Consider the following 11,177-nt stretch of genomic DNA (forward strand, 5'->3'; position numbering starts at 1 on the left):
CACAAATTATTTTCTTATTTTTTTATATCATTCCTCTTTCTCAATCAAATGCTGTAAATTCGGGTCATTGGCAATTCGTTCCATTTCACTTTCTACAAGGTTTACAATATCAGTTTTAATTTGTTTGTAGTTTGCCTCTACCTGTTGTTTCATTTCTTCATCACTTAGGGATAAAATGTCAGGTATTTTTTTATAGGCTTTGGTTTCTTTAGAAACCTTTTCGTTATCTACTACAATTTGAGCGTGGAATATCTTTTGGTCAATACGCTGGTCGAAGTTATCCGATACCGAACCAACAAACATCCCTTGTGTTAGGTTCGATATTTTACTCGGTGGTATCAAACTATCCATTTGTGTACTAATTGAGGTTGATTTATCACTTCGATTGATGGTCATACTCTGGCGTTTTTGTAATACCTTTCCGAAACGCTCGGACAATGTTTTCGCGGTTTCGCCAACGACCTGTCCGCTAAAAATATTACCTACCGTATTTTGGATTACCTTACTCTCTTTATCCCCATAATCACGAGTAAGCTGTGAAAAATCTTGAAAACCTAAACAAACCGCTACTTTGTTACTCCTTGCTGTAGCAATCAAGTTATCCAATCCACGAAAATAAATCGTAGGTAACTCATCAATGATTACAGACGATTTTAACTGTCCCTTTTTATTGATGAGTTTTACAATTCTGGAATTGTATAAACCTAATGCAGCTGAATAGATATTTTGCCGATCAGGATTATTACCAACACAAAGAATTTTAGGCTCTTTCGGGTTGTTAATGTCTAATGAAAAATCATCGCCCGTCATTACCCAATACAATTGTGGTGAAATCATTCTTGAAAGCGGAATTTTTGCACTCGCTATCTGTCCTTGTAATTGGTCTTGGGCTCCGCCTTGCCAAGCGTCCATAAAAGGTGATAAATAGTTTTCCAATTCGGTATAGGAAGTCAATATTGTAAAGATGTCTGCATACGGCTTATTTAGTAATTCAATGGCGTGTGGAAAGGTGCAATACTTGCCATTCTCATAGATTTTCAAAAACCAAATGATAGCCGCTAATAAGATGATAGGCGATTCTACAAAGAAATCCCCCTGTTTCTGTATCCAAGTTCGGTTAAGGTTGAGCATAATCGTATAAGCACTCTCGTACGCATCGGATATATCCGTCATAAATTGAGGATTGATGGGATTACAACGGTGGCTCTTACGAGGGTCATCGAAGTTTATTACATAGAACTGGGGCTTAACTTCGTATTTATCTAAATGCTTTAATAAGTGATTATAGGCAATGGTAGAAAGGTCATCAAACTTAAAATCGTAGATATACATTGAAAAACCTTTTTCGATTTGTTGCTTGATATAATTGTTTACAATGGCATAGGATTTACCCGAACCAGGCGTACCCAAAACAATAGTTGCACGAAAAGGGTTGATTACATTGATCCAACCCTCGTTCCATTGCTGATTATAATAGAAAAGTGTAGGCAGGTTTACCGAAAACTCATTTTCCATGAGCTGTGTTTCCTGCATAAAAGATTCGTTTTCAATATTGAAAACATCTTCCATAAGATTACTTTTCAATAATCGGCTCATCCAAGCCCCTGCCATAAGTAACGATATAAAACCTGCGGAAGTAGTCAATATATAGAATATGGCTCGAACGCTAAAAGACAGGTGCAAATTCAAAATCCAAAAGTTACCAAAGAATAGCAATATACCACACGCCAAAGCAATATGAATTTGTCGCCAAGTGATTTTTTCATCTTTTACACCTTTGGTACCCAAGCAACTCAATGCTAATAATACAACCGAAAATATTTTCGTGTACAGCTGATGATTAAATAAGCCTGGATGTTTTTGAAAGTTTTGCAATATTTTATCAACAATACTCAATGTCCAGCCCTGTTGTTCAAAAAAGCCATAACAATACCAATAGAGGTGTATCAGCACTACAATCACACTAACGGCACGCATAAACTGCATAATCTTTGCCAGTCCTCTTAAATCGTCTTCGTTTTGCATAACTAATATTTTTTATGGTTAATTCTTACTACTATTTCTTTCTTTTTTTAATTTTCTTTTTCTTACGCCTCATTCGATTGATAAAGGCTTCTTCTTCGTAATCAACTCCTTGATCTTCGGGTAAAAGACTAAACAAAGCCTTTATCGTTGGGTAATCGTATTCATACTCGTAATAGGTGGTTTCTTGATAATCGTTATCATTTGAATTTACCTCTGTATCTGTGCCATTTGGATTGAATTGTTGCGAATAGTTTTCTGGTGTGGTCTGTTCTTGTTCTTGGGTAAAATGTTCATGAAAGAAATTAGCGGAAAAGTCTTTCCCCAATCGTGAACCATTCCATACACAACGGGAATTATGATCGATAAAGGTTGCACCATATAGTCTGCCTTGGTCGTTCTCACGGAAAACCACCGATATTTTATGTGGTACCAAAGCCTTCATAAATTCTGCCTTGCTTTGGGTTGTTTTTAAAGCGTTTTTAATATGCTGTTTAAGCGTTGATTTATCCTGCTTTTTTAAGTGAGGCTTATGCTTTTCCATTTGTTTTTCCAATGATGGAAGTCCCGCCTTTTTACCGAATAAAGAAGACTTAAAGGGATTACTTGCTTTTTCTCCGTTTTCATCCAAAGCAAAATACACCAACCCTCTCCGATGTTCTCCGTGTAATTCGCCCTCCACTTTTTCTGTACCAATATTCAACAGTTTAAGCAAAGCGGTATATTCTCCCAGACTTTGAAATTGATAATATTGATGTATGTAACGAACAATAGAAGCCAACTGACTTTTGATATCCGCCTTGCGATAATCCACAGGCTGAAATAAAGCTTTGTTTTCTCCTTCCTTTTTATTTAATGCGGATTGCAACCCAAATTTTTCTTCTAATGCACGACAAACTCGCATGGATTTCCGCTTTTCAAAAGCATCATTGATTTTCTTGCCTTTTTCATCTACACAGACTGATACTATGTGAATATGTGTTCGCTCAATATCCGTATGTTTAAATACCACAAAAGGTTGATTGCCATATCCCATTTCCTGCATATATTCGGTGGCAATTTTTTTGAAATCTTGATCTGAAACTTCATCTTTTGGGTCAGGGTTGATAGAAATATGCAGGATTGGTTTTTCGGTTCTTTGATTGGCTATCAAATAAGGTTCAAACGAACGAGCCAAAACAGAAGTGTTCCATTGTCCATCCAAAGGATGTATCATATGATGCGTGTGTAAGATGTTGCCGTTATCATCTTTCACCTTTTCATAATTGTACAAAAGCACTCCTAAAAGATTACTTCCTCGTCCAATTTTTGCCACCATATCACTTAGTTTTTTAAGTGTTTTTGTTCAAAGTTTTGTGTAATCTGTTTGATTTCTTCACTTAAAGCCACCAACTTTTTAGTCTGTTCTTCGAGTTTAAAAAGGTATGCCCCTGCCTTTTTTTCTGAAAAATGGCGGTAAAGTATCTTGACAATCTGGTTATAATTGACGCCTATTTTCCTAAATTGAGCGTTTAATTCGGTAAGTTTGGTATAAAAATCAATGGCAGTTTTATCAATTTTTACCGTTTTAATTTCTCTATTGAATAGAACTGATGTAATAAAATGGGCTTTATACTTCATTCCCGATTGTTCAAATAGAGATAGAAACTTCTCGTGTTCTTCTGAATTAAAGCTAATGGTGTATCTATGAATAGCTTTATCTATCTTAGGCTTACGACCTCCCTTATGTTTATTATCCATATACAATCCAGTTTTAATATTAAAAAATCCTGACTTCGAAGGGATTTTAGCCTCCTGCAAGGACAAGTTGGTTTTGAGATGCTCAGAAGGTTTCGAGCATCTCAAAACACAACTTGCTCTGTTCGGGTGAACAGAAAACACTCACTGCCGTTCGTGTTGTGAATAGCTTTTATTTTTGGTAAAAAGACCCTGTCTTTTTTAAAGGCTACCTATTATTCTGTTTCCATGGCAAAACAACGGATAAACAATGGGCTGACAATGATTTTTTAAGTGCCATAAAACGCCATAGAATGCCAATAAATACCGCCTATTTCAGCCATGTTCCTATTTGGTGTTCTTTTGTGCGTATAGATGTATGTACATACCTATGTAGCTACCTACTTACGCAAGTAAGTATATGAGTAAATAAGTACATAAGTGAGTATGTCTATCTATAAATAGGTATATATGTATTCAATTATATAGATACGAATGTATAGATGTATGTAAATAGGTAGGTGTGTATATAAGTACGGATTTACTTAAAAACATATGTATATGAGTAAGTAAATATACAGGTACATAGATAGATATGTACTGTATGTGAATAAGTATATAAATAAGTACATAAATATTCATTAAAAATTAGAAGTATGAAAAAAGAACCCAAATTTGTCAGCTTTGCTACCCAAAAGGGCGGTGTAGGAAAAACCACTTTTACGATTTTAGTCGCCAGCTTGCTCCATTATCGAATGGGCTATAATGTAGTGGTATTCGATTGTGATTACCCACAGCATAGTATCAGCAATTTAAGAGAGCAAGATTTGAAAATTGTGATGCAGAATGAACATTTTAAACAGAAAGCACACGAGCAATTCAGCACCATTAACAAAAAAGCCTATCCGATTATCACTTGCAAATCCAATGAGGCAATTCAAAAAGCGGAAAAATTTATCAGAGAAACCCCTTATGATATTGATATAGTGTTATTCGATATGCCAGGAACGGTTAATACCGCAGGTATTTTGACCGTTCTATCACATATCAACCATATTTTCGCACCCATCACTGCCGATAGGGTAGTCATTGAAAGTACCCTCAGTTTTACAGAGGTACTTTCTAACATTATCGCCAAAAATATGGAGAGTGAAATAAAATCGGTTCATTTATTTTGGAACCAAGTGGACGGAAGAGAAAAGTCGCCATTGTATAAAATCTACGAAAATGTTATTGCAGAACTCCAACTGACAATGATGAAGAGTTATATATCAGATAGTAAGCGCTTTCGTAAAGACGGAAGTGGCAATCAGAAGTATGTATTTCGTTCCACCTTAATGCCTGCGGACGAGCGACTCATGAGTGGTTGTCATTTAGACGACTTTATTAAGGAATTTGTAAAAATAATTGAAGTATGAGAAAGAAAAGAAATCCTATCAACGAAAACGAGTTAATGGAACTAATGGCAGGGAAGAAAGATGAACCATCAGTTGTTAAAAGTCCTGTGAGGACATCAGAGCCAAGTAGTGAGAAAGTTATGGTAGAAAAAGAACCCCAAGAGTCAGAACCTACAAATACACCCGAACCTGAACAAGTACCAACAAAGGTTAAAAAAACAGATGTAGTAACCTATGAAAGTTTGTTTTTTAGTTCTGGAGAAACGTCAGCAAGAAATGGAAAGTCAGTGTATATCCGTCCCGAGTTTCATCGCAGAATTGTACAAATCGTACAGGTAATTGGAGAGGATAAAATATCCATTTACAATTATCTCGATAACCTCTTAGAAGACCATTTTAATCGCTATGAAAAAGAAATAAAAAAAGCATTTAAAGACAAATACAAACCAATATTTTAAGTTATGGAAAAGATTATAATTATCCTGTTGTTTATTATCATATTTTTTCTGTTATGGGAAAGAAACTTTTTAAGACCAAAAAATAAAACTTCCAATCCAAGAAGTGAGAGTCCTCCAAGACCTAAAAAGGAACAGCCTTATACAGTAGTAGGTAAGAGTAAATTTGTTGCTCCCAAAGTTGATGAACCAGCACAAGAAACTACGAATCCATCACCTTCAAACGAAATACCTACGAAGGTACAGCCAGAGCCTAAAAAAACTTCTATTCCAGCACAAATTCCTGAAGAGGAACTAGAAGCGATATTTAGCAAGGAACTCAATGAAGACGAGGAAGAGGAACTCCGAGCCATGCGTACCCCCGAAGAAGACGATGATTTTGCCACAGGATTATCCTTTGAAGAATTGGCACAGGTAGAGCCTTTATTAACAAAGAAAGAATTGGATAAAGAGGAAGAACGACAGGCTACCTCAATAGCCAAAAAACTCAGTGATACCGAATTACTAAGCGAAATTGAAAAAGTATTACCACAAGCCAAAAAACGAGTTTCTGAATTGTTAGATAGGGATTTAAAAAGTCCTCCTACGAAAAGTAAAGAGGACTTTGATATTGGGGATTTTGTGTGAGTATCATATCTATTTGTCTAAATTATTCATTCTTTTTTTTATCATATGTGCGTCAATTACGGGAACTAATGAATGAAGAATAAAGTATATACAAAGCATAAAATAGATGTAATAGACAATAAATGAAATAATTAACTTATCACTTAATTTTATTTCTAAATTTGAGACATATAAAAGCATTATAATAGAAGCAAATAGAATTATAAAAGCTATACCAAGGGATATATTTTTTAATAGAATTAATGCCTTAGGTAGATTAACAAAAATATTATTATCATTATCAAATCTTAAATAGGGTTTAGCATTTTTAATTTGTTTCCATGTAAAATTGTTTCCTAATTTATTTTTTAATTCGTAATAGCTACTAATTGATTGTTGATTAGTAGATATACCTGTAAGGTGTTGAAATGTAGATTCTTCAGCAATTTGAGCGATGATTTTTTCTCTAAAATCTTTAGACGCATATTTACTCATTACATCTACATCTTTAATTTGAATTTTACTTTTTCTTGCAAAGAAATTAGAAATTATAGGGCTACTTATAATAGCTACTAATAGTGGTATAATAATAGCTGAAATTACATTAATGATATCTTTATCTATCATGTTTTTTGAATTTTATATATTTTTCTTTTTAAATTTCCTCATCTATTTTTTCATTAATATTACTTAGATACTTATTCATATCAATTGCGGGGACAGTTCCAATTGCTTGTTGTAAATATCTAGTTAGTTGCATGAAAAAAAATACTAGAGAATTCTCTTTTCTGCTAAACTCCATTTCTCTAAATTCTCTTTTTAAATAGTATTCATTTATTCTTTTTTCAAAGTTTTCTATTTCTGTGTTCTCTGTTCCTTCATAATCAATATAAAAACTACCATAGTTTACAGCACAACCAAAATCAATACTCTTTAGTCCTATATTTTTCTTCATATGCTTTTCAATTGTAGAAAATCTTTTTATAGAACATTCACTCGCTAGTATGCCCCCTACAATTTTTGTAAGGGGTCTTGCGTCCATAGTCTTACCTGAGTTTATCATGTCCACCGAAGTTCGTTTTAATTTCCTCACACTTTCTATTTTTTCACCAGCATATTCAATATAAGTTTTCTGTCCTACATTTCCTTCTAAATCGGGTTTAACCTCAAATACCGCATATACACCTTCTGCTGGGATATAATGGAATCCATTTTGAGTAAATATAAATGGTGTGAACCAATTATCATAAATTACAATGTCAATCTGTTGACTTGTATTACCTTCATAATCTATAATAATAGCTTTATCCACACTATATCTGCTAGGCAAATATTTTCTTAACCATTCAATCCAAGCATTTTCTAAAGAGTCCCCTTTAGAGCCTGGATGAGTTATATTATTTCTATTGGTATTGAGTTGTGCAGACATTTGGTACTGCATATTCTCGAACAACTCTTTTAAATTAATTTTATTCATATTCTATAAGTTTTTCATTATCATATAAGTAAAAAGTATAATCTAAGATTTTTTCATTATCTATACTTACTATGAGCAACACAGGATTGTTTATGCGGATAGACTCACTTTTTGCTATTTCCTTCATTGCATTTAAATCAGTTCTACTATATCGAGAAGATACATTTGGATGAGAATGCCATTCTCCCACATAATATAGCTTTTCTTTAAGTTTAAACATCTTAATCAACTTCTGCTGAATTCCTTTTGTACCTCTTGTAAATAGCGTTCGATGATTTGTATATTCTTCAGGGATGAGTATATCGGTTAAGATAAGTGATTTTAAATCATCTGAGTATTTACCAATCAAAAGCCCACCAAATTCTTTTGGATAATGTTTTACAACGTGATTCTGAATTTTCAGTAATAATTCGTCTGAAAATTCTATATATAAATTCTTATGTTTATTGATAAGTATCAATACCGTGTTAGTTTTATTTCTAAATTATTTTCAAATGTCGTTGAAAGGGTAAAATTATTCTTAGTTTTGTTCTCTTGATAAATAAAATTTATTTGTTTCAAAGCATATTGAACAAGTAAATTAATGTCATTATAAGAAGCCTTAAAAGTAGGACTCCAACAACCTGTTGGATTATATAAATCATCTACATCGTTATCCAAAATAGATATAAATTGAGTTTGAACAAATCTATAAATATTAGGATAAAATGCACATACTAAATCTTTCGCATGGTTTGTTATAGAGAGGTTTATTAAATCAGTATTAAGTTCTAAATCATCCAAAACATACATTAAATCACTATCAGCAGAACAGTTAAATACAATATCATAATTATTTAGGAAGTTTTCATAATTGCTTTTTACTTTTCTTAGTTTATATAACGCTTTGATATATGAGAAATATTCCTCATTGGCATATTTAACTTTCACAAAAGGTGAGGTTTCATTTAGGATTTTAACTAATTCATCTGTTTTATCACAGAACCCATTTATAAATTCATATTCTGCTCTACATATATTTTCAGGTTCTTTTACATCGTAATCTACCAAATCTATATTTTTAGCACCACATCTTACAAGTGTCTTAGCTACAATGCTACCTATCGCTCCAACCCCTATAATTAAAATTTTTGCATTTGTAATCTTATCACAAAATGTACCCCTTCCAAATAAATATTCATAAGATGAATTTCTTGTTATTGCCCAAGTTATTTTTTTATTAAGTAGTTGACCTTCCCATTTTCCCTTAATCTTAGTACCTTTGTCATTTTTTACAGGAACAGCTTTTATAGGCATATCATTAAGATCAACTATTGCTGAAATCCAGTGAATTTTACCGTTAGGGATATTATATCCAAAGAATATAGGTAAAAGAGTTGATTTATTCTTCTTACTTTTTAATCTGTGCTTATTTAGAAGATTAAGGAACTCCTTCGGAATATAATTTTCAAACTCTAACCAATTAGAAAAAGCAAATCGGTTATATAGAGCAGGAATATCTCCTAAAAATAAAAAAAGCCCATAATGTTTAACTTCTAAATTCATGTAGAAATTATTCCACTTACTACCTATACTTATTGTTTTTGTATAGGGTAGAAAAGATTTTACTAATGAATTTAAAATGCCTTTCCCTTTATAAATTCCTGTGCTAAAAGGGATTAAGTTAACCACCCCGAACTCTCCTTTGGTGAAAAAATATTCTACATCAGTAAACTGATATGAATAATAGACTCCTTTAAAAGGTTGCTCCTCTATTACAATATGTTCATAATGACTATCATTTTCTTTGTTTATATAATATTTCTCCACCCATGCCCGTAACGATTCAAAGTCAGCAATCAATTTTTGTTTTAACTTTGAGCTATGTAATGTATGAATACATATTTCGCCATTTTGCATTACATGATTATAATGAACTAAATCTTTATTAATAAATTTTATTGTTTCTGACTCATGATGTTTAAAGGGATATTGAGGATATATTAAGACTTCAAACTCTAAATTGTTATTTAAACCTTCTATATTTTGTAGTAAAATTTTTCCTCTCACAATATCCCCATCTTTACTAAACCCATCTATTATTTTCACAAAATGAATTTTATTAATAACACGATTTATATCCTCTATATTATGAAAACTCATCATTTATCCGAACTGTTGACTTTTACTAGGTATTGAGGGCGCTATTTTAAAGTCTTTTAAACCGTATTTATCCTCTTCAAAATCTTTATTAATAGGAAAATATATCTTTATAGCTTCCGTGTTATCTTCAATATTAGATATCATTAACTCCATTTTGTTTTTTAGAGCTTCTTTTTCCCAAGATTTTAAGGTATCAGCAACATTATTACCACTATTTCCTGGGTCTTTTAGAGTAAAGCCATCATTAGCCACATTATCTCTGATGTATTCTATCACAGACCTCAATTTTTCCCATAAATTCCCTGTAATGTTTTTTTTGTTAAAAGCTTTGATTGTTATTAACTCTAGGAAAAACGATTTGTACGGCTCATTATTACTATTTTTCCAAATTTTTAATAAGCGTATGATACTCCTTTCATTATTTTTCCCCTTTATATGGTCAATTTGAGCTTGTATATTGGTTTGAATATATTTAGTCTTTTCTATCTGTCCATATTCTGAATTTACATATAGATTGAGTTTTTTGTCTTCAATATATTGATTATCATTAAACTCTCTACCCGGAACAACATCTATATTTACAACATCACCATCTTTATCTTTATCAAATACAATCCCTATAGAAACTTTTTGTTTTCTAATAGTAGCAATATCAGAGTATGTTTCACTAAGGAAATTATATATGTTTTCAAACATTTCTTCTAATGTCGCAAACGAATTTCTTTTGAACGGAATAACTATATCCAAATCAAACTTAGTATTTATAGCTGTGTGTTTAGCATAAGACCCTGAATTCATAGGATTATATATATTTTTGCCATATTCTTGCTCTAGACATTCCTTTATCTTCTGTCTTTTTTCCATGTATTTTTTCAATAGGTCATTTACATGAGACATTTTATGTGTTTTTAGTACTTTTTGCAGATATTCTTCTTTATTCATTATTTTATTTAGTTAATATTAAATCCATTTAAAGTACTCAATGATAGTGCCTAGTATTAATTTACGTCACATTGACATCCAGCATTACATTAATTAATCATATTTTTCCTTTCATAGTGACAAAAATTCATTAAATACTGCCATTTCCTGCCACAAAATTCCAAAATAAGCCAATAGTTTACTTCGTTGAGAGTGTGCCTATACATTTGCCTTATAACTTTAAAAAAGTATAGACATGGCAAAACAAAATGTATTTAAAACAGTCTTATTAGTGGCTTGTATCCTTGTGTCAACCGCTTTATTTGCCCAAGGTAACGGCGTAAACGGAATTAACGAAGCCACACAAATGGTAACCTCTTATTTCGACCCTGCTACCAAGTTAATCTATGCCATTGGTGCAGTCGTAGGATTGATAGGAGG

General features: G+C 32.3%; 12 protein-coding genes. 4 read left to right on the forward strand and 8 right to left on the reverse strand.

Going from position 1 to position 11,177, the window contains the following annotated elements; all coding sequences use genetic code 11:
* Positions 1-27 precede the first annotated feature (27 nt).
* From mobC to mobA, 3 genes are read right to left on the reverse strand one after another with little or no spacing between them, the layout of a single operon-like run.
* Positions 28-2,025: a conjugal transfer protein MobC gene (gene mobC / locus C237_RS0105965; protein ID WP_018675588.1), complete on the reverse strand. Its 1,998-nt coding sequence runs from the start codon at positions 2,023-2,025 to the stop codon at positions 28-30.
* A gap of 31 nt (positions 2,026-2,056) precedes the next feature.
* The gene (mobB, locus tag C237_RS0105970) at positions 2,057-3,340 is read right to left on the reverse strand and encodes a conjugal transfer protein MobB (RefSeq protein ID WP_018675589.1); all 1,284 of its coding nucleotides are present in this window, start codon (positions 3,338-3,340) and stop codon (positions 2,057-2,059) included.
* Between the two features lie 5 nt (positions 3,341-3,345).
* Positions 3,346-3,762 (reverse strand): conjugal transfer protein MobA, encoded by a 417-nt coding sequence (gene mobA / locus C237_RS0105975; RefSeq protein WP_018675590.1) that lies wholly within the window; start codon positions 3,760-3,762, stop codon positions 3,346-3,348.
* 632 nt (positions 3,763-4,394) lie between these two features.
* Between mobA and C237_RS0105980 the strand changes: the two genes are divergently transcribed.
* The 3 genes from C237_RS0105980 to C237_RS0105990 are packed head-to-tail and all read left to right on the forward strand — an operon-like array spanning position 4,395 to position 6,217.
* Positions 4,395-5,156, forward strand: coding sequence for a ParA family protein (locus C237_RS0105980; protein WP_018675591.1), 762 nt, complete (start codon positions 4,395-4,397; stop codon positions 5,154-5,156).
* The gene (locus tag C237_RS0105985; protein WP_018675592.1) at positions 5,153-5,593 is read left to right on the forward strand and encodes a DUF3408 domain-containing protein; all 441 of its coding nucleotides are present in this window, start codon (positions 5,153-5,155) and stop codon (positions 5,591-5,593) included. Before C237_RS0105980 ends, C237_RS0105985 begins: the two co-directional genes overlap by 4 nt.
* 3 nt (positions 5,594-5,596) lie before the next feature.
* Positions 5,597-6,217 (forward strand): hypothetical protein, encoded by a 621-nt coding sequence (locus C237_RS0105990; protein ID WP_018675593.1) that lies wholly within the window; start codon positions 5,597-5,599, stop codon positions 6,215-6,217.
* 9 nt (positions 6,218-6,226) lie between these two features.
* Here C237_RS0105990 and C237_RS13920 read toward each other — a convergent pair whose 3' ends face one another.
* From C237_RS13920 to C237_RS0106015, 5 genes are read right to left on the reverse strand one after another with little or no spacing between them, the layout of a single operon-like run.
* Positions 6,227-6,823, reverse strand: coding sequence for a hypothetical protein (locus tag C237_RS13920; RefSeq protein ID WP_018675594.1), 597 nt, complete (start codon positions 6,821-6,823; stop codon positions 6,227-6,229).
* 28 nt (positions 6,824-6,851) lie between these two features.
* Positions 6,852-7,673, reverse strand: a complete 822-nt coding sequence (locus C237_RS14530; protein ID WP_018675595.1) for a DUF6602 domain-containing protein — start codon at positions 7,671-7,673, stop codon at positions 6,852-6,854.
* On the reverse strand, positions 7,666-8,133 hold the full coding sequence (locus tag C237_RS14535) for a Mov34/MPN/PAD-1 family protein (RefSeq protein WP_018675596.1): 468 nt from the start codon (positions 8,131-8,133) through the stop codon (positions 7,666-7,668). The genes C237_RS14530 and C237_RS14535 overlap by 8 nt, the downstream gene beginning before the upstream one ends.
* Positions 8,130-9,761 (reverse strand): ThiF family adenylyltransferase, encoded by a 1,632-nt coding sequence (locus C237_RS0106010; protein WP_169584737.1) that lies wholly within the window; start codon positions 9,759-9,761, stop codon positions 8,130-8,132. Before C237_RS0106010 ends, C237_RS14535 begins: the two co-directional genes overlap by 4 nt.
* Before the next feature lie 57 nt (positions 9,762-9,818).
* A complete protein-coding gene (locus C237_RS0106015) occupies positions 9,819-10,757 on the reverse strand; it encodes an SMODS domain-containing nucleotidyltransferase (protein WP_018675598.1) in 939 nt (312 codons plus the stop codon).
* A gap of 235 nt (positions 10,758-10,992) precedes the next feature.
* Here C237_RS0106015 and C237_RS0106020 point away from each other — a divergent pair.
* The coding region (locus C237_RS0106020; RefSeq protein WP_018675599.1) for a DUF4134 family protein at positions 10,993-11,177 on the forward strand (185 nt) is incomplete at its 3' end.

It is taken from the genome of Riemerella columbina DSM 16469, assembly GCF_000374405.1.
Taxonomy (GTDB): Bacteria; Bacteroidota; Bacteroidia; order Flavobacteriales; family Weeksellaceae; genus Riemerella; species Riemerella columbina.

Coding starts and splice junctions, on each gene's coding strand:
- mobA (WP_018675590.1), bottom strand. CDS start 3,762: ATGGATAATAAACATAAGGGAGGTCGTAAGCCTAAGATAGATAAAGCT.
- C237_RS0105980 (WP_018675591.1), top strand. CDS start 4,395: ATGAAAAAAGAACCCAAATTTGTCAGCTTTGCTACCCAAAAGGGCGGT.
- mobC (WP_018675588.1), bottom strand. CDS start 2,025: ATGCAAAACGAAGACGATTTAAGAGGACTGGCAAAGATTATGCAGTTT.
- C237_RS0105990 (WP_018675593.1), top strand. CDS start 5,597: ATGGAAAAGATTATAATTATCCTGTTGTTTATTATCATATTTTTTCTG.
- mobB (WP_018675589.1), bottom strand. CDS start 3,340: ATGGTGGCAAAAATTGGACGAGGAAGTAATCTTTTAGGAGTGCTTTTG.
- C237_RS13920 (WP_018675594.1), bottom strand. CDS start 6,823: ATGATAGATAAAGATATCATTAATGTAATTTCAGCTATTATTATACCA.
- C237_RS14530 (WP_018675595.1), bottom strand. CDS start 7,673: ATGAATAAAATTAATTTAAAAGAGTTGTTCGAGAATATGCAGTACCAA.
- C237_RS0106015 (WP_018675598.1), bottom strand. CDS start 10,757: ATGAATAAAGAAGAATATCTGCAAAAAGTACTAAAAACACATAAAATG.
- C237_RS0105985 (WP_018675592.1), top strand. CDS start 5,153: ATGAGAAAGAAAAGAAATCCTATCAACGAAAACGAGTTAATGGAACTA.